The sequence below is a fragment of the Ornithinimicrobium sp. genome (assembly GCF_051004135.1).
GTDB lineage: Bacteria > Actinomycetota > Actinomycetes > Actinomycetales > Dermatophilaceae > Ornithinicoccus.
In genome coordinates this window covers 1-25,470 of the sequence record NZ_JBPCKQ010000212.1, presented here as the reverse complement: position 1 = coordinate 25,470, position 25,470 = coordinate 1, and the positions used below count along the sequence as shown (strand labels likewise).

At 71.8% G+C, this 25,470-nt stretch carries 21 protein-coding genes and 1 pseudogene; 9 read left to right on the top strand and 13 right to left on the bottom strand.

Features of this window, described 5'->3' with window-relative positions; genetic code table 11:
• Positions 1–3: 3 nt before the first annotated feature.
• Positions 4–447 carry a hypothetical protein gene (locus tag ACR2FV_RS15135; protein WP_434016531.1) on the bottom strand — a complete coding sequence of 148 codons (444 nt, stop codon included), beginning with the start codon at positions 445–447 and terminating at the stop codon, positions 4–6.
• Complete coding sequence (locus tag ACR2FV_RS15130; protein ID WP_434016530.1) at positions 435–1,904, bottom strand: cryptochrome/photolyase family protein; 1,470 nt, start codon at positions 1,902–1,904, stop codon at positions 435–437. Before ACR2FV_RS15130 ends, ACR2FV_RS15135 begins: the two co-directional genes overlap by 13 nt.
• A 107-nt stretch (positions 1,905–2,011) precedes the next feature.
• Between ACR2FV_RS15130 and ACR2FV_RS15125 the strand changes: the two genes are divergently transcribed.
• From ACR2FV_RS15125 to ACR2FV_RS15115, 3 genes are read left to right on the top strand one after another with little or no spacing between them, the layout of a single operon-like run.
• The gene (locus ACR2FV_RS15125) at positions 2,012–2,554 is read left to right on the top strand and encodes a Dps family protein (protein ID WP_434016529.1); all 543 of its coding nucleotides are present in this window, start codon (positions 2,012–2,014) and stop codon (positions 2,552–2,554) included.
• Between the two features lie 40 nt (positions 2,555–2,594).
• The gene (locus ACR2FV_RS15120) at positions 2,595–3,347 is read left to right on the top strand and encodes a lysostaphin resistance A-like protein (RefSeq protein WP_434016528.1); all 753 of its coding nucleotides are present in this window, start codon (positions 2,595–2,597) and stop codon (positions 3,345–3,347) included.
• Between the two features lie 41 nt (positions 3,348–3,388).
• Complete coding sequence (locus ACR2FV_RS15115; protein WP_434016527.1) at positions 3,389–4,861, top strand: DUF2867 domain-containing protein; 1,473 nt, start codon at positions 3,389–3,391, stop codon at positions 4,859–4,861.
• 36 nt (positions 4,862–4,897) lie between these two features.
• On the opposite strand, the gene ACR2FV_RS15110 is transcribed toward ACR2FV_RS15115, so the two are convergent.
• Together ACR2FV_RS15110 and ACR2FV_RS15105 are read right to left on the bottom strand one after the other, a co-directional pair.
• Entirely contained in the window at positions 4,898–6,169 is a 1,272-nt protein-coding gene (locus ACR2FV_RS15110; protein WP_434016526.1) for an NAD(P)/FAD-dependent oxidoreductase, read from the bottom strand.
• Positions 6,170–6,181: 12 nt separating this feature from the next.
• On the bottom strand, positions 6,182–7,108 hold the full coding sequence (locus ACR2FV_RS15105; RefSeq protein ID WP_434016549.1) for an oxygenase MpaB family protein: 927 nt from the start codon (positions 7,106–7,108) through the stop codon (positions 6,182–6,184).
• Positions 7,109–7,312: 204 nt separating this feature from the next.
• Between ACR2FV_RS15105 and ACR2FV_RS15100 the strand changes: the two genes are divergently transcribed.
• Complete coding sequence (locus ACR2FV_RS15100; RefSeq protein WP_434016525.1) at positions 7,313–7,918, top strand: tryptophan-rich sensory protein; 606 nt, start codon at positions 7,313–7,315, stop codon at positions 7,916–7,918.
• Here ACR2FV_RS15100 and ACR2FV_RS15095 read toward each other — a convergent pair.
• Positions 7,881–9,995 carry an MMPL family transporter gene (locus ACR2FV_RS15095; protein WP_434016524.1) on the bottom strand — a complete coding sequence of 705 codons (2,115 nt, stop codon included), beginning with the start codon at positions 9,993–9,995 and terminating at the stop codon, positions 7,881–7,883. The two genes, ACR2FV_RS15100 and ACR2FV_RS15095, sit on opposite strands and share 38 nt — an antisense overlap.
• A gap of 61 nt (positions 9,996–10,056) precedes the next feature.
• Between ACR2FV_RS15095 and ACR2FV_RS15090 the strand changes: the two genes are divergently transcribed.
• Positions 10,057–10,851 (top strand): hypothetical protein, encoded by a 795-nt coding sequence (locus tag ACR2FV_RS15090; RefSeq protein WP_434016523.1) that lies wholly within the window; start codon positions 10,057–10,059, stop codon positions 10,849–10,851.
• A gap of 13 nt (positions 10,852–10,864) precedes the next feature.
• On the opposite strand, the gene ACR2FV_RS15085 is transcribed toward ACR2FV_RS15090, so the two are convergent.
• The gene (locus ACR2FV_RS15085) at positions 10,865–11,470 is read right to left on the bottom strand and encodes a biotin transporter BioY (protein WP_434016522.1); all 606 of its coding nucleotides are present in this window, start codon (positions 11,468–11,470) and stop codon (positions 10,865–10,867) included.
• 93 nt (positions 11,471–11,563) lie between these two features.
• On the opposite strand from ACR2FV_RS15085, the gene ACR2FV_RS15080 reads away from it, so the two are divergent.
• Positions 11,564–12,313, top strand: coding sequence for a crotonase/enoyl-CoA hydratase family protein (locus ACR2FV_RS15080; protein WP_434016521.1), 750 nt, complete (start codon positions 11,564–11,566; stop codon positions 12,311–12,313).
• 60 nt (positions 12,314–12,373) lie between these two features.
• Here ACR2FV_RS15080 and ACR2FV_RS15075 read toward each other — a convergent pair whose 3' ends face one another.
• Entirely contained in the window at positions 12,374–13,198 is an 825-nt protein-coding gene (locus ACR2FV_RS15075) for a formate/nitrite transporter family protein (RefSeq protein ID WP_434016520.1), read from the bottom strand.
• A 63-nt stretch (positions 13,199–13,261) separates the two neighbouring features.
• A complete protein-coding gene (locus ACR2FV_RS15070) occupies positions 13,262–15,520 on the bottom strand; it encodes a S8 family serine peptidase (RefSeq protein ID WP_434016519.1) in 2,259 nt (752 codons plus the stop codon).
• Between the two features lie 149 nt (positions 15,521–15,669).
• Between ACR2FV_RS15070 and ACR2FV_RS15065 the strand changes: the two genes are divergently transcribed.
• Positions 15,670–16,692 (top strand): 6-phosphofructokinase, encoded by a 1,023-nt coding sequence (locus ACR2FV_RS15065; protein ID WP_434016518.1) that lies wholly within the window; start codon positions 15,670–15,672, stop codon positions 16,690–16,692.
• 27 nt (positions 16,693–16,719) lie between these two features.
• On the opposite strand, the pseudogene ACR2FV_RS15060 reads toward ACR2FV_RS15065, so the two are convergent.
• Positions 16,720–18,338 (bottom strand): annotated as a pseudogene (locus tag ACR2FV_RS15060) (AMP-binding protein).
• Between the two features lie 249 nt (positions 18,339–18,587).
• On the opposite strand from ACR2FV_RS15060, the gene ilvA reads away from it, so the two are divergent.
• On the top strand, positions 18,588–19,844 hold the full coding sequence (gene ilvA / locus ACR2FV_RS15055; protein WP_434016517.1) for a threonine ammonia-lyase IlvA: 1,257 nt from the start codon (positions 18,588–18,590) through the stop codon (positions 19,842–19,844).
• 138 nt (positions 19,845–19,982) lie between these two features.
• Here ilvA and ACR2FV_RS15050 read toward each other — a convergent pair whose 3' ends face one another.
• Both ACR2FV_RS15050 and ACR2FV_RS15045 read right to left on the bottom strand, forming a co-directional pair.
• Positions 19,983–20,180, bottom strand: coding sequence for a hypothetical protein (locus ACR2FV_RS15050; protein ID WP_434016516.1), 198 nt, complete (start codon positions 20,178–20,180; stop codon positions 19,983–19,985).
• Complete coding sequence (locus ACR2FV_RS15045; RefSeq protein ID WP_434016515.1) at positions 20,180–20,626, bottom strand: hypothetical protein; 447 nt, start codon at positions 20,624–20,626, stop codon at positions 20,180–20,182. Before ACR2FV_RS15045 ends, ACR2FV_RS15050 begins: the two co-directional genes overlap by 1 nt.
• A gap of 61 nt (positions 20,627–20,687) precedes the next feature.
• Between ACR2FV_RS15045 and ACR2FV_RS15040 the strand changes: the two genes are divergently transcribed.
• Positions 20,688–21,332, top strand: a complete 645-nt coding sequence (locus tag ACR2FV_RS15040) for a hypothetical protein (protein ID WP_434016514.1) — start codon at positions 20,688–20,690, stop codon at positions 21,330–21,332.
• Between the two features lie 15 nt (positions 21,333–21,347).
• Here ACR2FV_RS15040 and ACR2FV_RS15035 read toward each other — a convergent pair whose 3' ends face one another.
• Positions 21,348–22,052 carry a M50 family metallopeptidase gene (locus tag ACR2FV_RS15035; RefSeq protein WP_434016513.1) on the bottom strand — a complete coding sequence of 235 codons (705 nt, stop codon included), beginning with the start codon at positions 22,050–22,052 and terminating at the stop codon, positions 21,348–21,350.
• Positions 22,053–22,093: 41 nt separating this feature from the next.
• Positions 22,094–25,318: a condensation domain-containing protein gene (locus ACR2FV_RS15030; protein ID WP_434016512.1), complete on the bottom strand. Its 3,225-nt coding sequence runs from the start codon at positions 25,316–25,318 to the stop codon at positions 22,094–22,096.
• Positions 25,319–25,470 lie beyond the last annotated feature (152 nt).

Sequence of the window (25,470 nt, the reverse complement as noted above, 5' to 3'; positions counted from 1 at the left end):
CGCTCATCGCCGCTGCGGCGGCCGGCGCACCAGGATCAGGGTCCACACGGCGACGGGCACCACGAGCGCGGCGAGCAGCGAGCCGGCCCAGACCGTCCAGAACAACCCCACACTGCCCACCGCCAGCGCCGCCTCGCGCACCCGGGCGCGACGCCGTGCCGGCCACCGGATCGCCGCCGCCAGGTGGCGGCGCAACCCCCAGACCCCGCCGGACTGCGGACCCGCGACTCGCTCGACGTGCAGCACCACCACCCACCCCACCACGGGCGCCAGCAGCCCGAAGCCGACCACCAGCATGGCCTGCGCCCGATCGGAGAACCGCCCGTCCACGGCCATGACCAGCACGATCGCCGCGGCCGTCAGGTAGACCAGCCACACCGCGAACAGCACGAACGACACGAGCTCCTCGCGCAGCCAGCCGGGCACCCGGTCGCTCACTGCAGCCATCGGCCGGCGCGGTCGCGGTGCTGCTGCTGCTTGTCCTCCTCGAAGCCGTCCCACAGCCGGGTCATCATCCGGGAGCGGTAGCCCGCCTCGAGAACCTCCCGGTGGTCGGCCACGAAGGCCCAGTACAGTCCGTCCCAGTCCTTCGTCCACTCCCCGCTGGTGAGGTCCGACATCTTCCTCAGGTAGTTGGACCCCGAGACGTAGGGCTTGGTGGTGATCGCCTCACCGGCCGCGAACTGGCTCATCGCGTAGACGTTGGGCACCATCACCCAGTCGTAGGCGTCGACAAACATCTCCATGAACCACTCGTAGACCTCGGTGGGGTCGATGCGCAACAGGCACATCGCGTTGCCCAGCACCATCAGCCGCTCGATGTGGTGGGCGTAGCCGTGCTCCAGCACCCGGGCGATGACCAGGTCGACGGGGTCCAGACCGGTCTCCCCGCTCCACCAGCCGGGGCTCAGCGACCGAGTGTGCTGCAGCCGGTTGGCGGTGCGCATCCGCCCTCCCCACAGGTGGTAGGTCGCCCGCATGTACTCCCGCCAGCCGATCACCTGCCGCACGAACCCCTCCAGCGAGGCCAGCCCGACATCCTGCTCGTCGGCCGCCCGCAGGGCCCGGCTCACGACATACGCCGGCTCGAGGAGGCCGATGTTGAGCCCGGGGGTGAGCAGGGCGTGGAACAGGTAGGGGTGCTCGCGGCTGATCGCGTCCTCGTAGGGGCCGAACTCGGCGAAGCGGTGCTCCAGGAACTCCTCGTATGCCGTGGCCGCCTCCTCGTGCGAGGTGGGCCAGGCGAAGGTCTCGGCATCGCCGGGGGCGTCGGGGAAGGCCCGCGCCACCCAGGTGATGGCCTCGGTGACAGCGGTATGCCGAGGCACCGGCTCCACGTCCCGCACCGGGTGGCCCTTCGGCAGCTTCTTGCGGTTGTCGGGGTCGAAGGACCACTGCCCGCCTACCGGTTGGTCGCCGTCGACCAGGATGTCCAGGCGCTGGCGCTGCCAGGCGTAGAAGTGCTGCATCCGCGCGGTGTTGGCGCCGAACCACTGCTCGATCTGCGCTCGCGTGGTCAGGAAGTTGGGCGACTCCAGCACCTCGGCACTGCCGGCGAGGCCGAGATCGTCGAGCACCTCCTGGGTGCGCCGCTGCAGCCAGTCGTCGACCACGTCGTAGTAGCCCACCCGGTCCGGGGCGAGGTCACGCAGCACCTCCGCGAGCCGCTGCATACTCGGGCTGTCGGGATCGGTCTCCACCACGTGCACCTCCCGGCCGGCGTCGCGCAGGCGGTCGGCGAAGCGGCGCATCGAGGCCTGGTGCAGCACCAGCTTCTGAGCGTGGAAGGCGAGCTGCCGGAAGTGCAGGTCGTCCTCGACCAGCACGAAGCTGGTGCCCTCAGGCGCAGCCAGGTGCTCGACGAAGAGCTGGTGCGGATAGACCAGCCGGACCGGGCCGCTCATCGTGCCTCCATCGCCTCGCTACGATTCCACCGCGGACCCCCGCGGGCGCCGGTGTCGGCGGCGCGGTACCGTCGTGACCTAGAAACTACACTTAGTGAAGGAGCCTCATGAGCGTGTCGTACACCGTCCCCGGTCTCAGCGACGAGCAGGGACAGGACGTGATCGCGACCCTGCAGCAGCGGCTGTCCGCCTACAACGACCTGCACCTGACCCTCAAGCACGTGCACTGGAACGTCGTCGGCCCCAACTTCATCGGGGTGCACGAGATGATCGACCCGCAGGTCGAGCTCGTCCGCGGGTATGCCGACCAGGTGGCCGAGCGGATCGCGACCCTGGGTGGCTCGCCCAAGGGCACCCCCGGCGCGATCATCTCCGACCGCTCCTGGGACGACTACTCGATCGGGCGCGACACGGTGCAGGCCCACCTGGGCGCACTCGACCTGGTCTACGTCGGGGTCATCGAGGACAACCGCAAGGCGATCGCGAAGTTCGGTGAGATCGAGCCCGTCACCGAGGACATGATCATCGGCCAGACCGCCGAGCTGGAGAAGTTCCAGTGGTTCGTGCGAGCCCACCTGGAGGACATGGGCGGGCAGCTGGCCAACCAGGGCGCGCAGTCCGAGACGCAGGCGGCCGACGCCGCCCGCTGAGGTGGCTCGGGTGGGATGACCCTGACAACCGGCCGGGCCGATGGCCGGCACTGACACCCAGCCCCGCACCCCCAGGGAGCTGTACCGCTTCCTGCGCGCGGCGCTGGTGGAGCCGGTGCCCCGGGACCATCACCAGAGCGACCGGCAGTTCGTGCGCCGCCGGGTCGTCGCGGGGGTCACCCTGGTCGTGGGTTCGTTCGTGCTCGGCTTCGGGTTGACCCGGGAGCCGGGCTCGACCGCCTTCTACGTCTCCACCGTGGTGCTCGCCCTGGTGTGGACCATCGGGGCGTTCGTCTCGGGCCCGCTGCACCTGGGGTGGGCACACACCCGCAGCGGGGACCGGCACGCTCGGCCGATCATCCAGTCGCTCGCGTTGGGCGCCCTCGCGGTCGGCATCTTCTGCGCCGGAGCGGTGGTGGTGGCCCAGTTCGCCTTCTTGCGGGACCCGGTCAACGACGTGCTGGACTATGCCCGTTTCGCGTCGTTGCCCATGGTGGCCGGGATCACGTTCATCAACGGCGTGGCCGAGGAGCTGTTCTTCCGCGGCGCGGTGTTCGCGGCGATCGGGCGCACATACCCGGTGCAGATCTCCACCGTTCTCTACGCCCTGGCCACGGTGGCCACGCTCAACCTGATGCTGGTCTTCGCCGCCGGGGTGCTGGGAACCCTGGTCGGGCTGCAGCGCCGGGTCACCGGCGGGGTGCTCGGCCCGATCGTCACCCATCTGACGTGGTCGCTGTCCCTGCTGTTCCTGCTGCCTCCGCTGCTGGCCGCGCTCACCCCGATGGAGTGAGCGATCCTGGTGCGAGCATCCACTCTCCCGAAGGAGACCCCATGAACGCCCGACGTGCCCTGGTCACCGGTGCCACCGGATACATCGGATCCCGGCTGGTCCCCGCTCTGCTGCGGGAGGGCTGGACCGTGCGGGTGCTGACCCGCGACGGCGCCAAGGTCAAGCCACGGTCCTGGGGTGAGCAGGTCGAGGTCGCGCAGGGCAGCGCCGACGACAGCGAGCAGCTCGGGGCCGCGCTGGAGGGCGTCGACGTCGCCTACTACCTGATCCACTCGATGGACGGCGGGGGCGACTTCGTCGAGCGGGACCGGTCGATGGCCAAGCACTTCGCCGAGGTCGCCGCAAGCCGGTCGGTCGGCCGGATCGTCTACCTCAGCGGCCTCTACCCGCCCGACGAGGAGCTGTCCAAGCACCTCGGGTCACGCAAGGAGGTCGAGGACACCTTCCTGGCCTCCCCGGTCCCGACAGCAGTGCTGCGCGCTGCCGTCATCCTCGGCGCCGGGTCCGCCTCCTTCGAGATGTTGCGCCACCTGACCGAGCGGCTGCCGGTGATGATCGCCCCGCGCTGGTTGCAGACCCGGATCCAGCCGATCGCCATCGACGACGTCGTGCGCTACCTCGTGAGTGTCGGCGACCTGCCACCGGAGGTCAACCGCGGCTTCGACATCGGGGGCGAGGAGGTGCTGACCTACCGGGAGATGATCGGCCGGTATGCCGCGAGCTCGCACCTGGTGCAGCGCCGGGTCCGCACGGTGCCGGTGATGACACCGGGTCTGGCCAGCCACTGGGTGGGCCTGGTGACCCCGGTGCCGGCCAGCATCGCCAAGCCCCTGGTCGGGTCGCTGATCCACGAGGTGATCTGCAAGGAGCACGACATCGCCGAGTTCGTCCCGGACCCCGACGGTGGGTTCGTCGGCTTCGACGAGGCGGTGACCGAGGCGCAGGAGGGTCCGCAGGCCCGGGCGCTGCGCGGTGAGGTGGATCCGGATTTGCCGGCCCGGATCAGCGCTCCCGACCCGGAGTGGGCCGGTGCAACGGTCTTCCACGACCGGCACGTCGGGGTCGTGGACACCACGGCGGACCAGGTCTGGGCCGAGGTGGAGCAGCTCGGCGGCGAGCACGGCTGGCACGTCCCCGACATCTTCTGGCGGACGCGGGGGCTGCTGGACCGGGCGGTCGGTGGTCGGGGCCACCCGATCCACCGCGATTCGGGTCCGTTGCAGCCCGGGATGCAGGTGGACAGCTGGGTGGTCGAGCATGTCAAGCACCGCACGGGCTTCGACGAGGTGATGTTGCGCTCGCGGATGCGCCTGCCGGGTGAGGCGATCCTGATCCTCACCGTGGAGCCGGGTGACGAGGTGGGCACGACCCAGCTGACCCAGACCGCCCGGTTCACGCCGTCCGGGCTGCTCGGCCTGGGCTACTGGGGCGCGATGTGGCCCGCCCACACCGCGGCCTTCGCCGCCATGCATCGTGGGCTGGCCTCGGCTGCCGAGGCCCGCCAACCCGCCTGACCTGCGCAGAACCCCCGTGGTGGGAGCGCAGTCTCCCTAGCAGGTTCGGTGGAGGTGGCCTGCTGCGGCGCGGTGTCCGCTGACCAGGGCGCCCTGGATCGACGCGGTGTCCATGTGGTCGCCGCAGACCACCACCGAGTCGCCGGCCTGCATCGGGCGCCTGGTGCGCAGCGGGGGTGCCTGGGCCGGCAGCGCCTCGGGCACCTCGTGCCGGTGCACCAGCTCCCAGTCCCCGGTGTCCACGCCGTAGAGCTCTCCGGTATGCCGTCGCACCTGCTCGACGCTGGGGATCCCACCCGCTCCGTCGCGGATCAGGGCCGAGGCCTGCACCAGGTGCCGTCCCGGCGGGGCGTAGGAAGGGGCAGCGGCCGTGACGACCGCGGCGTTCTTGACCGGGCCCGATGTGGCGCCCCGGCCTTCCACGACCAGCATCGGCGGTGCGTCCGGCGCGACGGGCATGGTGAACCAGTCGGTCACGACACCTTTCATCGCCGGGGCCGGCACCCCGACCAGGTCCTGCGCCACCCGGGCCCCCGTGGCCACCACCACCAGGCGAGCGGTCCCCGTGAGACCGTCGGCGCGCACCGTGGCGCCCGATCGACCCTGCTCGATCGCGTGCACCCGCACCCTGGTGCGCACCGGGTGCACGAGGCCGGCCGCCAGCTGCTCCGGCAGCGCCTGCATACCCTCCCGTGGCAGGCCGGGAGCACCGAGCGCGAACATCCGCAGCTGCAGCCGGACGAAGTCCTGGGAGGTGCTGCCCTCGTCCTCCAACACCACCCCGGCGACGAAGGACTCGACGACCGCACGTAGCGGTCCGCTGAGCCCGGCAGCATCCAGGCCGGCACCCCAGGAGGTGTCGGGGCCGTGCTTCAACCGACCCGGCGGACCCAGCGCGGGGCCGGCCCACCGGGCCAGCGCCGCCAGCTGCGCGGGGTCGAGGTAGCCGCTGCGCAGCACGTCGGCGAGGTGGCCGGGCTCACGCCGCGGATCGGCCAGCACCGCAAACCGGTCGTCCCGCCGCACACCAGCACCCGAGCCGAACGTCTGCAGACCCAGCGCCCCCACGTCCACGTGCTGCTGCACGGCCGGGTAGGCCGGGTTGAGCACCTGGAAGCCCCGGTCCATCAAGAAGCCGTCGACCTCGTCGGTGCGGATCCGCCCCCCGACGTGGTCGGCTGCCTCCCACACCTGCACATGCAGCCCGGCGCGCTGCAGGGTGCGCGCGCACATCAGGCCGGCCAGCCCGGCGCCGACCACCAGGACGTCGCAGGTGCTGGGGGCGTCGCAGTTGTCGGTGACCGTCATGCCCCCAGTGTCCTACGAGGCCCGTTCGGTATGCGGTGCACCCGCCTGCGGAGAGACGGGTGTGCTGCGGCGCTGCTCCAGCCCCGCCATGGCCCACCGCACCGTGGCCGTCCCGACGTGCCCGAGCGGGTGCGCCACCCATCGGGCCACGACCTCGGGCACGGGCAGGCCGAGCATCTGGCGCGACCAGTCGGGCAGCAGGGCCACGCCACCGGCCGCGAGCGCGCCGTAGCCGGGCCGGGCCGCCCACGGCAGCGGCGGGCTCAGCAGCAGGAACCGGGCCGCCTCGATGGCAGCGGGCGTCGTCTCCAGCTCAGGCCGGTAGGACGCCAGCCGCTCCTGCAGCTCCGCAACCGTGGTGGGCGGGTCGAGCACCCCGAGCACCTTCGCCGAGACCCCCGCCTGGGCGACGTAGGTGTCGGCCTCCTGCTCGGTCAGCGGCGCCTTGGCGTAGGCCTGGAACCCCCGCAGGAACGAGTCGATCTCGGCGATGTGCACCCACATCAACAGGTGCGGGTCGCTGGCCCGGTAGGGCCGCCCCTTGTGGTCCTTGCCGCGCACCCGCTCGTGGATCGAGCGGACCTTGCCGATCGTCAGCTCGGCCTGCTCGATCGTGCCGAAGGAGGTGCTGGCCAGGTAGTCGCTGGTCCGCTGCAGCCGGCCCCACATGTCGCCCTTGTAGCCACTGTGCCCGGCCACCCCGGCCATCGCCAGCGGGTGCAGCATCTGCTGCAGCAGGGCCGTCACCCCGGCCGGGAACATCGCGGCGTCGGCGTGCACACGCCATACCGGGTCCTGCGGCGTGAACCACCGCTCCCCCTCGGCTCCCCAGATGCGCTGCGCCCGCTCGACCGCATCGTCACCGGCGACCTTGTCGCGCAGTGCCTGGCCGACGCGCAGCTGCAGACCTCCACTGGCGCGTTGAACCTGCTCACGCATGGTCTGGGTGACGGTGCTGACGGGGCGAGGGAGGGCAGTCATGCGGCGTCCTTCCGGTCGGTCGGTGCTGGTCGTATGCCGCGAAGCGGCCCTTGAGAGGATGGTGGCGAGGCGCGGTAGGGTCTGCTGCGCATAACGTCGACGGAGGACGAAAGATGCCGGCACCGCGCACCGCCGGCCGGCCCGGCGTTCTCGATCTGGTCGGTGATCTATCTGGGCCTGGCCGCCTACACGGCCTGGCAGTGGCTGCCCAGCCAGACCACCCGGGAGGTGCACCGACGCGTCGGCTGGCTCGCCGCCGCGTCGATGGTGCTCAACGCCCCGTGGCTGCTGGTCACCCAGCAGGGCTGGATCTGGCTGAGCGTGGGGGTGATCTTCGCGCTCGCCCTGGTGCTCGGGGTGCTGCTGCGACGACTGACCATGCTGGGCACCGAGGGCCTGCTGGACCGGGTCGTCCTCGACGGCACCTTCGGTCTCTACCTGGGCTGGGTGGCGGTGGCGACCTGCGCCAACGTCACCGCGGCCCTGGTCGCCGACGGGGTCGAGCCGGGACCGGTGGTCAGCGACGTCGCCGCGGTGCTCGTGCTGGCCGTCGTGGCCGCGCTCGGCCTGGTCTTCGCCCGGCGGCTCGGCGGGCGGTATGCCGTGGCCGCGGCGATGGGATGGGGGTTGGCGTGGATCACCGTCGGCCGGGTCACCGACGAGCCGGAGTCGCTGGTGACCGGGGTCGCCGCAGCGGTCGTCGCGGTGCTGGTGTTGGCCCTCCACGGCGTCAGCCCACATGCACGAGCTCATCATCCGGGTCTTTGATCCTGGCCTCGATCGTCTCGGCACCGTGCTTGGGCGGCCGGACCGACCGAGGCCACCAGAACGCGTCGCCCATCGTCACGCCGATGGCCGGCACCAGCACCGTGCGCACGATCAGCGTGTCGATCAGCACCCCGACGAAGATCACCACACCGAGCTGGGCCAGCACCACGAGCGGCAGCACCCCGAGGGCGGCGAACACCGCGGCCAGCAGGATCCCGGCGCTGGTGATGACCCCACCGGTGGCGGCCAGGGCTCGCAGCATCCCGGTGCGCGACCCGACGGTGCGGGCCTCCTCCAGGGCCCGGGTGACCAGGAAGATGTTGTAGTCGACGCCGAGCGCCACCAGGAAGATGAACGCCAGCAGCGGGACGCCGGCATCGAGCGCGGAGAAGCCGAACACCCCCGTGAACAGCCACCACGAGACACCGAGGGCACACACGTAGGTGAAGGCCACCGTGGTGATGAGCAGGATCGGAGCGACGACCGAGCGCAGCAGGCCGATGAGCGCCACCAGCACCAACCCGAGGATCAGCGGGAAGATGACCTGCCGGTCCCGAGCGGCGCCGTCGTCGATGTCGGCGGTCTCGGCCTCCGTGCCGGTGACGTGCGTCTCCGGCGGTGCCGCGCCCTCCAGCTCCCCCCGCAGGCCACCGATGGCCTGGACCGCGTCGCTGCTGCCGGGCTCCGGGCTCAGCACGACGTCGAACGTGGTGATCCCTGCTGCCTGGCCGCTCTGCCGCACCTCATCGACGCTGTCGACACTCAGGGCAGCCTCCTCGATCGCAGCCAGCTCGCCCTGGTCCGTGGAGCGGGTGACCACCACCGTGGGGTCCGTGCTCCCGGCGGGGAAGGAATCAGCGAGCCGGTTGGCTGCGGTGATCGCCTCGGGCTCCTCGAGGAACTGCTCGGAGGTGCTCAGTCCCAGGTCGATCCGGAAGACGCCCAGGCACATCACGGCCAGCACTGCGAGGGTGCCGATGATGAAGGCGGGGGGTCGCTTCTCGACGGCGTTGCCGACTCGACGCCAGATCGACCGGCCGTCCGCCAGCGCAGGCTGTCCCAGGCGGGGGATCAACGGCCAGAACACCCAGCGGCCGAAGATCACCAGCACGGCAGGCAGCAGCACCAGCGCGAACGTCGCAGCAACGACGATGCCGACCGCACAGGCCAGGCCTAGCCCCCGAGTGCTCGGGACCACCGACAGCAGCAGGGTCAGCAGACCGAGGAAGACCGTCGAGGAGCTGGCGAAGACGGCCTCGGCCGTGCGCCGCAGGGCCAGCAGCATGGCCTCGTGCCGACTCGCGTGGTTCTTCAGCTCGTCCCGGTAGCGCGAGATGAGCAGCAGGGAGTAGTCGGTGCCGGCGCCGAAGACCAGCACCGACAGGATGCCGACGGTCGACTCGTCGAAGGGCACGCCGGTCAGCTCGAGCACGTTGGTGGCGCCGATCCCGGCGACCCGGTCGCCGAGACCGACGACCGCCAGCGGGATGATCCACAGGATCGGGCTGCGGTAGGTCACCAGCAGCAGCACCGCGACGACCGAGGCGGTGGTGATCAGCAGGGTGACGTTGGCACCGTCGAAGACCGCAGCGAGGTCGGCCTGGATGGCAGCCGGGCCGGTGACCTGGGCCGTGACCCCGTCGGGCACGCCCTCGCCGAGCGAGTCGCGCAGCTCGCCGACCTGGTCGGCGGTCTCGGTCGCGGTCACCGCGGGCACCGCCAGCACGGCGATGGCCGCGGTGCCGTCCTGGGCTGACACCACCTGCACCGGCGGACCCTGGCCGCCGGTGTCGGGAGCCACCTGCTGGGACAGCTGCTGCAGCGCCGGCAGCTCGGCCTCGATGCCCCCGTCGCTGGTGTAGAGCACGATCGCACTGGACGACTCGTCCTCAGGCAGCTCCGAGAGCAGGGCGGTGCCCTCGGTGCTGTCGTAGCCGGCAGGCAGCGCGTCCAGCGGGGAGGGGTCGCGCTCCCCCTCGGGCAGCGCACCGGCCACCGCGAGGGCCAGCAAGAAGGTGACGAGGGCGACCATCCAGGCGGTCCGAGCGCAGGTGATCACCGAGGCGATTCTGCTCACGGATCCGATACTACGGGGATCGAAAGACTGGCGCCTATTCCCCAGCCTCTAGTCTGCAGAGGTGGACGAGGCGGAGACCTGGGCCGGGCAGGTGCAGGCGCTGTATGCCGGACCCCCAGCGGAGTTCGTGGCTCGCCGGACCGCGTTGGATCGGAGGGTCAGGAAGTCAGGGGACCGCGACGGGGCCGACGCGGTCTCGGCTCTGCGCAAGCCCACGGCCGCGGCCGACACCCTCAACCGGGTCGTGCACGCCGCGCATCCCGTCGTGGCCGACCTGGTGTTGCTGGGCTCCCGGCTGCGTCAGGCTCAGTCTGCCCTGGACGCCCGGGAGCTGGCAGCTCTGCGTGGGCAGCGCGACGCCCTCATCGAAGCCTGGGTGCTGGCGGCTCAGGAGCTGGGTGAAGGGCAGACCGCGGCGCTGCAGACGCAGCTGCGCGACACGGTCATCGCCGCCCTGGCTGACGAGAAGGCCCAGGAAGCGCTCTGCTCCGGGGTGCTGACCCGGGCGCTGAGCTACAGCGGCTTCGGCGAGGTGGACGTCTCCGACGCCGTGGCCCGCACCAGCACCGGCGTGCTGCTCACGCGGTTGGACGGCGGGAGGTCGGACGACGCCACCGAACCGAAGCCGGAGCAGAAGGTGGATCGCGAGCCTGCCGTCAGCGAGGCCGACGTGGCCGCGGCGCGGGCAGGCATCGAGGAAGCCGAGCGCCAGCGTGCCCGTTGTCGCGAGGAGGTCGCGCAGGCCGACCGACTGCTCACCCAGGCGCAGCGTCGGTCCGAAGCCGCGCAGACCGCATACGAGCGGGCCGTGCAGCGGCTGGAGGAGCTGACCGGGCAGGCGTCAGCACCCGGCTGAGCCGGCCGGCGACTCAGCCGCGGTCGCTGGCCTGGTCCAGCTTGCGCACCCCGCGCCACACCGTGGGGAAGAGCACCGCGGCGATCGCCCACTTGACGAGGCCGCCGAGGATGAAGGGGTAGAAGCCGTAGCCCAGGATGGTCTGCACGTCCGTGAGCCCGAGGACGACGGCCAGGTAGGGCAGGCCGAAGACGAAGGGCAGCAGGCTCGCCAACCCGAACCCGGCCAGGGACAGCAGCGGCCGGCGGTCCCACTGCCGCTCGGCGAGCCAGCCGATCGTGGCAGCAGCGAAGACGAAGCCGATGATGTAGCCGAACGAAGGTGCAGCGAGGGCGGTCAGGCCACCGCTTCGCTCGGAGAACCACGGCACGCCCGCGACCCCGACAACCAGGTAGGCGAGCATGGACAGCGCCCCCCGCCGCATACCGAGGCTGCCACCGACGAGCAGCACACCAAGAGTCTGGCCGGTGACGGGCACCGGCCACAACGGCACGCTGACCTGCGCGAGCAGCCCCACGAGCACGGCCCCGGTGAGCACGAGCGTGGCATCCGTGGTCAGCGAGCGGGAGACGAAGCGATCGGCCAGCACGGGCCGACGGGCGAGGGTGGCAGTGGTCACGAGGGCAGCTCCTGGGACGGGACGGCAGACATCGGGGTCGGGCTGCGGCACAGCCTAGCGGCCCGGGGCCACCGTCGTCCGTAGAGTGAGGCGATGTCCGACCAGGTGAGCTGCACCGTCGACGACGGGCTTGCGGTGGTGCGTCTGGAGCGGCCGGACAAGCACAACGCGCTGACCTTGGACATGCTGCGTGCACTCACCCGGACCTCGGCGAGCCTGCGCCGCGAGCCGCGTCTGCGGGCGGTCGTGCTGACCGGCTCCGGGCCGTCCTTCTGCAGTGGGCTGGACATCCCCTCGGTGCTCCCGGAGCGGGTCGGCCTGGCCCGGGCCTTCGTGCCGCAACCGCTACGGGGGACCAACGTGTTCCAGGAGGCGTGCTGGGGCTGGCGGCGGGTGCCCGCGCCGGTGCTGGCCGCAGTGCACGGTCACTGCTACGGCGGCGGGCTGCAGCTGGCCCTGGGCGCCGACCTGCGCTGGACCTCCCCCACTGCCTGTTGGTCGGTCATGGAGGGCCGGTGGGGGCTGGTGCCCGACATGGGCGGGGTGCAGGCACTCTCGCAGCTGGTCGGCATCGAACAGGCCAAGCGACTCACGTTTGAGGCCGCCACCATCGAGGGGCCCGAGGCGGTGCGGCTCGGACTCGCCGGAGAGTGCGTGGATGACCCGTATGCCGCCGCGCTGGCCTGGGCGCAGGAGGTGGCGACCCGCTCGCCGCACTCGCTGGCCGAGGCCAAACGACTCTTCGAGCAGACATGGGCCCAGGGGGCGCGGCGGACCCTGGCCGCCGAGCGGCGGGCGCAGCTGCGTCTGCTGCTGCGCGGCGCCGGCCGCCGGACCCGCTGACCGATGTGCGCGCGGACGCGGCCTGCGCAGGCCTCAGTGGCGCGCACAACGGTCGGTGGGTCAGTCCTTGAGCTGGCTGGTGCGCAGCAGCCGCGGCAACGTCACCAGCAGCAGCCCACCGACCACGTTGGCCAGTGCGACATACCAGAACCACTGCAGCCACCCCAGGTAGCTGACGCCCTCGGCGCCGATGTGCAGTGCGCCGAAGATGATCACCGAGTCCAGGATGGAGTGGAACAGCCCGACCCCGATCAGCAGCACCGCGCCGGCGACAGAGGCCGCCAGCGTGGCCGCGTCGCTGGAGCTCCCGGACTGCATCCTGGTCATCAGGGTGATCGCTCCGCCACCCAGCAGCGCCAAGCAGACCGACTTCCAGCCCAGCGGCGACTCGACGTAGTGCAGCGCCTCCTCGGTGATCGTGCCGTGCAGCTCAGGCATCGCGGTCACCACCAGCCACATCAGCAGCCAGCCGCCCAGCAGGTTGGTGACCAGGGTGAACCCCCACAAGCGCATGAGCTGCAGCACGGTCCCGCGCCCCGCGAAGATCGCCATGATGGGGTAGAAGAAGCCTTCGGTGAACAGCTCGGAGTGGGCCAGGTAGAGCGCCACGAAACCGATCGAGAAGGCCAACGCTCCCAGCAGGTGACTGTCGGTCTCGTGCAGCACGACCAAGTAGGCCAGCACGCCGAAGCCGATCTCGATGCCGCCCAGCAGCCCGGTGGTGAACAGCACCCGCTGTGAGCGGTGCAGTCGCTCGCGGCCCTCCTCCACGGTCGCCCCGAAGGAGCCCTGGACCTCCTCGTCGACCTCCTGGTTGGCGCTCTGCCGGCGCCCCCTGGGGGCGCCCTGGTGCTCCTCACCGGCCCGGTCGTCGGTCGCAGTCATGACAGCCCCTTCGGTCGGCTGCGCTGATGCTACGTGCTCGGGCGGATGCCGGCGCGACGGCTGCTACTTCAGGTGTGCGAACAGTGCGGCGTGCGCGAGCGCATCGTCGCCCAGGACCAGGATGGCCTGGGTGGGCCCCTTGGCTGCTCCCTTGCCGGCGACGAAGGTGATGCGCAGGTCCGCCTGCCCGCCGGCAGGGAGGGTCAGCGACGACGGGGTCACGGCGAAGTCGCCCTCGCCCCCCTGGTCCTGCACCTGCGCCGGCAGCACGAGCTCGGAGCCGGTCAGGTTGGTCACGCTCACCGTCTGCGAGCGCAGCGCACCGCTGCCGGAGGGAACCGCGCCGAACGAGACGCTCGGGCTGCTCAGCGCCACCTGCGCCGTCACGGACCCCTCGAGGTCGGCCAGGCCGGAGCCGACGTGCTGCACGTCGGTGTCGGCCGACGTGGGGTTGGCCGTCTCGGTCACCGCGTCGCGGTCGGCAGTGTTGATGATCGCCGAGCGCACCATCCAGGCCTCCCAGCCGGGGTGGGCCTGCCGTACGACCGCGGCCATGCCCGCCAGGTGCGGTGCCGCCATCGAGGTGCCGGACAGGAAGGCCCAGCAGCTGGGGGCACCGTCGCCGCAGTACTGGCTCGGGAAGGACGACAGCACGTTGACCCCTGGGGCCACCACGTCCGGCTTGACCGCGTAGCTCACATCGGTGGGCCCCCAGCTGGAGAAGCTGGCCAGGATGTTGTCGTTGCCCGAGCGCAGGTAGGCCTGCTCGGCGCCGACCGTGACGTCCTCACCGTCGAGCGCCATCAGCTCGGCGCGCGTGCCCAGCGGGGCCATGACCGCGGGGATCGTCGTGCTGTATGCAGGGTCGACGGCCATCGCGATCGGGTCGCCCGGGACGCTGTTGACGATGACGACGGCCACGGCGCCGGCCCGCTGCGCCGCATCGACCTTGGTGCCGAACGTGCACCCACCCCGCGAGATCAGCGCAGTGTGGCCCGCCAATGAGTCGGCGGGCAGCGCCGTGCAGGCGGTGCCCAGCCCGGCCCCGTCGGCGACCACCCCGAGCGGTGCGGTCAGGTCCTCCTCCGGCACCGCGAACTCGCCGGTCGCGGCCACGGCCACCCGGCCCGCGACCCCCTCGATGGGCACTCCGACGTAGTGGCCGACCGTGGAGGCACCGGCAGTGAGCGCCCGCTGCGCCGACCCCGGGGAGCCCACGGTGCCCGCACCGGGGCCGTCGTTGCCGGCCGAGACCGCGACCACGATGCCGGCCCGGTCGAGGTTGTCGACAGCCCGGGTGAGCAGATCCTGGGCACCCGAGGCGTCGCCGCCCAGGGACATGTTGATGACGTCCATGTCGTCGTCCGCGGCGGCCTGCAGCGCGTCGAGGATGTCCTCGCTGCGGGCACTGGCGACCTCACCCGGGAAGACGTTGTAGTTGCCCAGCAGGGCCCCGGGTGCCACCCCGCTGGGGTCGTAGTCGATCGCAGCCCCGCTGACCTGAGCCGAGGTGTGCAGGTTGCAGGCGATGGTGCCGGCGACGTGGGTGCCGTGGGAGTCCACGGCAGCTGCGGTCAGTCCCTGGTTGACCGCCTTGTTGTTGTGGACCTCGGCGACGACCACCTTGTCGTTGGTCAGGTCGCGATCCCCGCTCTGGTCCTGGTCGGGGTAGGCCGTGTCGTCGAAGCAGGGGTGGGTGACGTCGATGCCGCTGTCGATGACGCCGACTCGCACACCGGCGCCGGCCCAGCTGCTCGGGTCGGCGTCCTGGTCGGAGGCGCCGACCGCACCCCACCCGGCCGCCGCCTCGATCAGGGCCAGGTCGGGGTCGTCGTGCGCAGTGGGCTCGTAGACGCTCTGGTAGTGAACCTGCAGCACCCCGGGCGCGGCACGCAGGGTCGCGATGCCGACCCCGTTGAGCTCGATGGCGACGGCGTTCAGCGCATAGTCGTAGACGCCGGTGACCTCCGCCTCGGGCGCGTTGTCACGCAGCCAGGACCGCAGCTCGTTGCGCTGCCGCACCAGGGCGGCCCGTGCGCTGCGGGTGCGCTGGTCCCCCAGGTCGACCCGGCCGTCCCCGCCCCGGGCCACGGCGCGCGAGGTCGCCAGTGGCGCAGCGCCCAGCTGCACGATGACGCTGCTGCGGTCCACCCGTTGCGCGCCGACCCCAGCGGTGTCGAGGTTTCCCGTCGCGACCCGGTCGCCGCCCACGGACCTCGACGGTGACGTGCTGCCGGCGCCGGCAGCAGTCGTCGCGCTCAGCGTCACGACCGCAGCAAACACCGCACCGATGCCTCGGCGGCGGGCAAGCACGGATGACATCACGGTAAGCGTGCCTCAATCTTGGGTCAGGAAATGCTCAGGCCAAGTTCACGACTCTATCCCGGGTGTCAAGATTCGGGTAGGTCACCTGCACGGACGACGTGCGTCGCCTTGGTCCTGCCCTGCCCGGACCCTACAGACTGTCCCCTGTGAAAATAGGCATCTTGACCAGTGGCGGGGACTGTCCAGGTCTCAACGCCGTCATCCGCGGTGCGGTGATGAAGGGTGACCGGATCTACGGGCACACCTTCTTCGGCATCCGTGACGGTTGGCGGGGCCTGGTGGACGACGACCTCCACCCGTTGTCGCGGCACGACGTGCGGGGGCTCTCCCGACAGGGGGGCAGCATCCTGCACACCTCCCGCACCAGCCCGTTCGACCACGGAGGGTCCGAGCGGGTCAAGGAGGTGATGGACCGCCACGGCATGGACGCCCTGATCGCCGTCGGTGGCGAAGGCACGCTCACGGTGGCCCGCCTGCTGCACGAGGAGGGCATCAACGTCGTCGGGGTGCCGAAGACGATCGACAACGACCTGTCCGCCACCGACTACACCTTCGGCTTCGACACCGCGGTCGCCATCGCCACCAAGTCCATCGACCGGCTGCGCACCACCGGGGAGAGCCACCACCGCTGCATGGTGGTGGAGGTGATGGGACGGCACGTGGGATGGATCGCGCTGCACGCCGGGCTGGCCTCCGGGGCCCACGTCATCCTGGTCCCCGAGGTGCAGGTGAGCATGGAGGAGATCACCGGGTGGGTGCTCAGCGCCCAGGCCCGAGGCCGCGCACCGGTGGTCGTGGTCGCCGAGGGCTTCCGGCCCACCGGCCACGAGGAGGTCGTCGCGACCCGCGGGCTGGATGCGTTCGGCAGGCCGCGCCTCGGTGGCATCGGTGACCAGATGGCCCTGGACCTGCAGGAGCGCACCAGCATCGAGACCCGCTCCACGGTGCTGGGGCACCTACAACGGGGTGGGGTGCCCACCGCCTTCGACCGGGTGCTGGCCACCCGCTTCGGTGCCGCCGCCGTGGACACGGTGAGCAACCGCACCTGGGGCACGATGGTGGCGCTGTCGGGGATCGACATCCGCGCCGTGCCGCTGCACCAGGCCACCAGCGAGCTCAAGGTGGTGCCGCGGCACCGCTACGACGAGGCCGCGATCCTGTTCGGCTGAGCGCTGGTATGCAGTCGCCGAGCTCGCTCAGCGACGCAGCTCCGGGAAGTCGTCCTCCCAGAACTCACCGTCGGCATGCTCCGGCCCCTCCGGATGGCGCTTCGCGTCGGAGCCGCGCAGCTCGACACGGCGGATCTTGCCGCTGATCGTCTTGGGCAGCTCGGCGAACTCCAGGCGCCGGACCCGCTTGTATGCGGCCAGCTGGCTGCGACTGTGCGCGAAGATCGAGCGGGCGACGTCGGGACCGGGCTCGACGCCGGGGACCAGCACGACATACGCCTTGGGCACGGCGAGGCGCAGCGGGTCCGGGGAGGGGACCACTGCCGCCTCGGCCACGGACGGATGCTCGATCAGCGCGCTCTCCAGCTCGAACGGCGAGATCCGGTAGTCCGAGGCCTTGAAGACGTCGTCGGAGCGCCCGACATAGGCCAGGTAGCCCTGCTCGTCACGGACCGCGACGTCGCCGGTGTGGTAGTACCCGCCGCGCATCGCTTCCTCCTGCCGCTCCGGGTCGCCGTGGTAGCCGGTCATCAGCCCTACCGGCCGGTCGGCCAGATCGATGCAGATCTCCCCCTCGGCACCGGCGCCCTCCAGCACCTGCCCGGTGGCCTGGTCGAGCAGGACCACCGGGTAGCCCGGCATCGGAGCACCCATGGCCCCGGGGGTGACCTGCTGACCCGGCGGGTTGGCGATCATGACGGTCGTCTCGGTCCGTCCGAAGCCGTCCCGGATCCGCAGGCCCCACGCCTTCTCGACCTGGGCGATGACCTCGGGGTTGAGCGGCTCCCCCGCACCGACCACCTTGGCCGGCGGACTGCTCAGCGAGGCCAGATCGGACTGGATGAGCATCCGCCATACGGTCGGCGGAGCGCAGAACGAGGTGACGCCGCACCGCTCCATCGCGGCGAGGAGCTTGGCGGCGTCGAACCGGGGCGCGTTGTAGATGAAGATCGTCGCCTCGGCGATCCACGGCGCGAACACGTTGGACCAGGCGTGCTTGGCCCAGCCCGGCGAAGCGATGTTGAGGTGCACATCGCCGGGCTCCAGGCCGATCCAGTACATCGTGGACAGGTGACCGACGGGGTATGAGGTGTGCGAGTGCTCGACCAGCTTGGGCTTGGATGTGGTGCCGGAGGTGAAATAGAGCAGCAGCGTCTCATCGGCCCCGGTCGGCCCTTCGTTGGTGAACTGCTCCGCCGCCTGTGTCGAGTCGCGGTAGTCGTGCCAGCCCTGCGGCAGCGCTGCCTCCTCGGCACGGCCGGTGCCGCCGGCCACGGCCACCCGGGTGTAGGAGCCGGGCACGTCGTCGAACTTGTCGACGTCGCCGGCGCTGACCACGACGTGCCGGGCGTGCCCCCGCTCGATGCGGCCACCCCGAGGTCGGCCAGCCAGACGGCGACCTGGTGGGAGCGACGGGACATCTCGGCAAAGGAGTACTGCTGCTCGGCGCCGCCCTCGTCCACGATCCACAGCGCAGCCTGGTCACGGCGAGGTCCCGCAGCGATGTCGTCGAACCGGTCCTGCGCGAAGTTGAAGTGCTCGAACCGCGGCCACACGAACTCCTCGCGGGCAGCCTGCGCGTCCTCACGCAGCTCCAGCAGCCGGTCGCGGGCGGCCCGGAACTGCTCGGTCACTGACTCAGTCATGGCGGTGAGCCTCCTTGCTCCTCGATGACGCGTTCAGTCGCCCATCCTGCCGCAGCGTCGACGGCGGTGCCCAGCAGATGGGCCGCTTCCGCCGCCGCCACTCATAGCGGCTCGCGCACACTGATGGCCTGCGCGCACACGCCAGGAGTGTGCAGGAGGAGCCACTAGTGAGCCAGCCGGCACCGCCACAAGATCCGCGGACCCGTGGGCCGTTCTTGACGCCACGGCAGATATGTCACGCTGGTCGGTATGACGACCGAGCTCGCGCAGGTGACCGCTGCCGACGTCGACGCCGCCGCCGAGCGGCTGGCGGGGCGAGTCACCCGCACGCCGATCACCCCCAGCGAGCGGCTCTCCCGGGCCACCGACGCCCAGGTCTGGCTCAAGCGCGAGGACCTGCAGAGTGTGCGGTCCTACAAGAACCGGGGAGCCACCAACTTCATCGCCCAGCTCTCAGCGGCCGAGCAGGACGCCGGGGTCGTCTGCGCCAGCGCTGGCAACCACGCCCAAGGAGTGGCCTCCGCCTGCGCCCAGCTCGGCGTGCACGCCCGGATCTACCTGCCGCGCACCACCCCCCGACAGAAGCGGGACCGGGTGGCCGCCCTCGGCGGGGTCTTCGTCGACGTGGTGGTCAGCGGCGACAGCTACGACGCGGCTGCGGGAGCGGCCGCGGACCACGCGGACACCACCGGATCGACCCTCGTCCCACCCTTCGACCACCCCAGGACCATCGCCGGGCAGGGCACCATGGTGCGGGAGATCGTCGAGGACCTGGCGGGGGTCCCCGACGTGGTCGTCGTGCCCGTCGGGGGCGGCGGACTGCTGGCCGGGGCCTCGGCATACCTGCAGGAGCGGCACCCCGAGGTGCGCCTCGTCGGTGTGGAGCCGGCCGGAGCCGCGAGCATGCAGGCGGCGCTGCAGGCGGGAGGGCCGGTGATGCTGCCGCACGTCGACCCGTTCGTCGACGGGGCGGCCGTGCGTCGAGTGGGTCGGGCGACCTACCCGCTGGTCCGCGACTCCGGTGCCGAGGTGATCAGCGTGGACGAGGGCAGGGTCTGCGCGGAGATGATCGCGCTCTACCAGACCGAGGGCATCGTGGCCGAGCCTGCCGGTGCGCTGGCGCCGGCCGTGCTCGACAGGATCGGCATCGAGCCCGGCCAGCGCGTCGTGGCGATCCTGTCCGGTGGCAACAACGACATGCTGCGCTATCCGGAGGTGATGGAGCGGGCGCTGGTGCACGAGGGGCGCAAGCACTACTTCCTGGTCGACTTCCCGCAGGAGCCAGGGGCGCTGCGTCGCTTCCTCGATGAGGTGCTGGGCCCGGACGACGACATCGCGCTGTTCGAGTACGTCAAGCGCAGCAGCCGCGAGACCGGGCCGGCGCTGGTGGGCATCGAGCTCGGCTCGCCGACCGATTTGGCGCCGCTGCTGGAGCGGATGGACGCGTCGTCGATGCAGGTGGAGCAGATCCCGCCGGACAGCCCGCTGTTCCGCTTCATTCTCTGACGCTTCCCCTTGGCTGAGCGGCCAGAGTGCGCACGTGCACGATCCAGCCGCCCCGGTATACAGGACCCCACCGGCCAGACTCCGCACATGCACGATCCAGCCGACCCCGGCGAAGGGTCCGCCGTGCCCCGGCGCCGCTCAGTCGCCGGACAGCAGCTCGCGCAGGGTCCGGTGGGCGGCGGTGAACATGTGCGCGTTGGTGTGCTCGTAGTAGTGCAGCGCGCCCACTGCCTGCTCGAGCGCCCAGCCACGACCGCGCTCCCAGGTGTCGTCGTCGGGCTCCAGGTCGGCACGCCATACCTGCCGCGTCGCCCGGTCCAGCAGGTTGCCGGGCATCAGGTCACGGTGGATGGTGACCGCCGGCCCGCTAATCGAGCCGCGCCCAGCGTCTCCTCCCACGCCCGCGTCACGGCGGCAGGGTCCACCGGGTGCGCGCTACGGCGGATCGAGTGGCGCACCCAGTCGTCCGTCTCAGCGAGACCGCCGTAGCCGCGGACCGGCTCGCACACGGCCACCGGCTCGGGAACGGTGAGGGAGACGCGCGGCGCGACACGACATACCTGCGTCTGCTCGGCCGACAGCTCGGCCCGGCGGGCCTCTCCGGGGTCCGGCACGAGCGGGAACCGCGCGGCCAGGTCCTGCCCGACCCGGAACAGCGCGACGACCGTGCCGCCCGAGGACACCGGCCGCACTTCGGCGTCCGCACACTTGGGCCGGACCGAGACCACCGCTCGCCGCACGTCCGCGACGTCGATGTCGACCTGGTCGTCATGCATTCTCACCGGGTGACCCTCGCACGGTGCCGCGGCCGGGTGCAGCCGGTTATCGACGAGGATGAGCATGATGACCTTCGACGGCGATGACCTCCGTGAGCGCCTGGGGCAGGTGCGCTGGCTGGGTGGCGGGTCGGGCGCGGGCAAGTCGACGGTCGCCGCTCGACTGGCCGTCGAGCACGGTCTGCAGGTCTACTCCGCTGATGAGGCGATGGCCGGGCACGCACGGCGGACCTCGGTGCAGGACAGCCCGCGGCTGGCCGAGTTCCTGGCGATGAGCATGGACCAGCGCTGGTGCGACCGATCCCCGGAGGTCATGCTCGAGACGTTCCACTGGTACCGCGGGGAGGCCTTCGGTCTCATCGTGGAGGACCTCCTCGCCCTCCCACCGACCCCGATCATCGTCGAGGGTTTCCGCCTGCTCCCCCACTTCGTGCAGCCGCTCGCCCATCCTGGCCGTGCCGCCTGGCTGCTGCCGAGCCCGCGGCTGCGTCGCATGGCGCTGGTGGCCCGCGGCTCGTTGTGGGAGATCGCTGAGCGGACCAGCGACCCGGATCGTGCGCTGGCCAACCTGCTCGAGCGGGACGCGATGTTCACCGTTCGGCTCCGGACCTCGGTGCACCCGCTCGCACTCCCCGCCGTCGAGATCGACACCGACGTCTCCCTCGACACGGTGACGACCAGGGTCGCCGCCATCCTCGGGCTCGACGGCTGACCGGCGCGAAGCGGGTCAGCGCCCCAGGAGAAGTAACCCGCCGAGCAGCAACGCGGCCAGGGTGACCAGCAGGAAGACGCCGGTCCACAGCGCCGTGGGCATCCGTGTCAGCGCGGCAAGCTGCCCGACGTCCGAGCCGCGAGCGCGCCGACCCAGCCGGGCCAGCTCCACCACCGACCGGGGTGCGGCCAGCAGCAACGTCCACACGACGACATACGCCAGCCAGACCAGCATCGCCTCGGGCAGCCACCAGCTCGCCGCCGCGACCCCCACGCCGAGAACCAGCAGCACCCACAAGCCGTAGAGGTTGCGAACGAACAGCACCATCACCGCGGCCAGCAGCACCAGCGCCCAGAGCAGCGCGACGGCATACCCCTGGCCGAGCAGCCAGGCGCCCAGCAGCCCCACCAGCGCGGGAGCGGGATAGCCCGCGAGCAAGGTGGCGACCATGCCCGGGCCGCGCGGGCGGCCGCGCGAGACGGTGAGCCCGGAGGTGTCGGAGTGCAGCCGGATGCCGGTCAGCCGCCGCCCCACCAGCACCGCCACGAGGGCGTGCCCAGCCTCGTGCACGACGGTCACGCCGTGCCGGATCCAACGGTATGTCGTGGGCTGGGCGACCAGCAGCAGCGCCACCACCGCCAGGGCCAGGCCGACAAGGGGCGCCGGCGCAGGCTGGGTCGTGGTGACGCGGTCCCAGATCTCAGCCACCACGTCGCCCACCGGCACATCCTGCCGGACCGGGCTGGCAGCAGGCTGAGCCCTCAGCCGTCGACGTCCACCGGTCCGCAACCCGGCATGACCCGCGACGGCGTCGGCCGGGTTCCCAGGTGCAAAGCGGCCGCCTCGACGCCCTCCGTCCGCAGCGCCTCGTGGTAGGCCAGGGCCAGCGGGAGGTCGACGAGGCCGCGCACCGCTGGCAGGTCGGGGCGCGCCAGGCGCAGCAGCGACTCCAGCTGGCACGACGCGATGGCCCGGGGCAGCCGCAGTCCGAGCACCCGGTCGAGATATCCCAGGCCGTCGAGATTCACCGCAGGTGTCTGCTGCACCGGTCCGCAGTCCAGCAGTCCGCCCCCGGCGACCAGCACATCCCCCGACTTCCCCATCCGCCGGTGCGCGGCCTCGATGTCCAGACAGGGTGGGAAGGAGTCGTCGACCACGACCGTGCCGGGGCGCAGCGCGTCGACGTCGAGCAGGCTCGCACCTCCGCCGCTCACCGCCGTGAGCACCAGGTCGCACGCATACACCTGGTCCGGCAGGGCCGAGGCGGAGGTGCAGACCTCGACCTCACGCTCGGCCATCCCCCGCTCGCGCAGGGTCGCGACCAGCTCGTGCAGCTGCCGGGACCGGGCCGGCACGTCGCACAGCACCAGGCGCCGCGGTGCCCCTTCGACCGCCAGGAGCAGCTCAAGGGAGGTCCGGCCGATGGACCCGAGCCCGACGCACGCCAGCCTGGCCTCCCCCAGGTCACGGCCGGTGGCGGCCAGCGCGGCCAGGGTGGTCCGCACCATCGACGCCGCCGTCGTCGCGTGACCGGTGGTCACCAGGGCGTGCTCGGCACCCCACGCCCGGGTGATGTCGTAGCCGTATGCCGTGTACGCCGGGATCATGCCTGCCAGCGAGACGCCAGTCGCCCCGCGTGCGGTGGCCAGTTCGATCGCCTCCACCACGTCGCTCCCCAAGCCGTCGGCACCCCGCGCCGCGAGCTCGTCGGCGAACAGCGGCAGGCAGACGAATCCCGAACGGCCGAGCCGTGTCGACACGACCTCCAGCAGCTGCGGATGCCGTCCGGGGAACAGCCGGCCCCGGATCGTCTCGCGCAGCCCGGCATCCGGACGGATGCCGGCGAGCCGAGCCACCTGTGCTGAGTCCGGTAGGTAGCCGACGAGGGCAGCGTCCAGCGCGAACGGTGGGGCCTCCCCCGGGCCGCTTCGTCTCGTCGGCTCGACATCAGCGAGACGTTCGAGCTCGCGCCGGAGGTGCCCGGCGAACCCGCGCAACGCCGCCGTGTCCAAACTGCCCGCCGGTGCCCGCAGCGTCAGGTGCGTCCCCTGCGCGACCGGGCGCACGGTGAGGACCAGGTCCGTGCCGATCCGGGGAGGCTGCAGGTCGCTGCCGGCCTCGTCCCACGTCACCTGCAGCGTCCGTCCCCCCAGCCCGCCCAGCGCGTCGAATTCGAGGTAGCTGAAGACGAGCTGCGCTCCCGCCGCCGGGCCGGCCCCACCCTCCCGGTCCTGGCGGGCGAGTCGGGCCAGCGAGGCACCCTCGGCCCGGGCGTCCGCGACCCTGACCGCCACGTCGCGCGTCCGGACGCTCGCAGCCTGGCCGGCCGGGCGCAAGCGGACCGGCAGCAGCGTGGCCAGCGGACCGACCAGCCGCCCGATGTCCGTCAGCGGGTGGTCCCGGCCGGTGATCGCGACCCCGATCAGCAGGTCGTCCTGACCGGTCAGCCGGGCCAGCGCGCGATGGTATGCCGTCAGGAACGGGACGTAGCGCGTCGTCCCCTCCCGCTCCGCCAGCCTGTGCAGGGCCCTGGTCACCGGCTCACTCAGCAGCAACCGCTCGGTGCGCGCCTCATCCAGCTCGCTGTCGGAATCGCCGCTGCCCGCCCGCAGGTCGGGCGCGGCATACGGGGTGGTCGACCTCGTCGATGGTCGGTCTCCGTTCGGACCCGGCCCGCCCGGCGGGTGACTCGCGGCACCGGGACCTGCTCCCTCCGTGAGCGCCACGTAGTCGGCGAAGGTGCTCCGCAACGACGGCAGCCCGTCCGGTGCAGCGTCCACGATCTGGTCGTAGAGCGCCATCAGGTCCTGCGCGAGGACGACCACGCTGTATCCGTCGCCGATCAGGTGGTGCGCGTGCACGACCAGCACGTGCTCCTCGGCGCTCAGGCGCAGCAGCTGCAGCCGCACCAGCGGCCAGCCCGAGACGTCGAATCCTCGATCCCGCTCGACCGCCAGCCGCCCGGGCAGGTCCTCGGCGGCGACCACCGCATACTCGACCGGCAGCCTGGCCTCGCCGGACACCTCCCGCTGCGTCGGCGGTCGCTCGCCGGCGGCCACCACGACCCGCAGCATCAGGTGACGTCGCACGAGGGCGTCGACGGCGTCCTGGAACAGGCCCGGCTCGAGGGGTCCGGTCAGCCGAAGGCCCGCCAGCCAGCCGCCGCTCGCGCCGGGCGCCATCGCGTCGGCCAGCAGGAAGCCCCGCTGGGCCGCGGACAACGGGAAGGGGGCGCCCGCTTCGGGCGTCGCCCAGGTCGGCGCGGGGGTGCCGGCCTCCGCGACGCTGTCGATGACCTGGGACAGGGCGGCGAGGGTGCGGTGCCGGTAGAGCACGGTCGGCGCGGGCAGCCGCGGACGTTGCGGCTCGAGCCGGGTGAACACCTCCAGCACCCCGATCGAGTCCCCGCCGAGGGCGAAGAAGTCGTCCTCCCGCATGACCGGGTCGACCCCCAGCAGCGGCTCCCAGACCGAGGCCACCAGCAGCTCGGTGTCGGTGGCCGGAGGCGTGCCCGAACGGCGGGTGGCACCCCGCCCAGGTATGCCGATCGCCGTCGCGCGCAGACCGGTCCGGTCGACCTTTCCGGAGGCCGTCAGCGGCAGTGTGTCCACCAGCTGGATCCGGGCGGGGCAAAGGTAGTCGGGCAGCCGTCGCGCCAGGTGGGCCCGCAGTTCCTCGACCCCGACCGTGGCCACCTCGTCGGAGGTGGCCCGCAACTGCACCCAGGCGGTGAGCGCTGGCGACGCTCCGGCCGGGCCGGTGGCGTCGGCCGTGACCGCGACCGACTCGACCGCGGGGTGCTGCCCCAGGACCGCCTCGACCTCACCAGGCTCGACCCGGTGACCCCGGATCGTGACCTGCTCGTCCAGCCGGCCGAGGAAGTCCAGCCGGCCGTCCGGTCGCCGCTGCACCCGGTCACCGGTGCGGTACCACCGCATACCCTCGCGCTCGACGAAGACCTCGGCGCTGAGCGGGGGGTCGCCCAAGTGGTCCGCGCCCACCCCCAGCCCCGCGAGACACAAGCCCCCCAGCTAGGCCCCGAAGGAGGCGGCGTCGGGGCCGACCACGTCAACGACGGTCTGCGCCGCAGGCACGCCGATCGGCATCCGCTCGACGTCGTCCCCGGGTCGGGACTCGA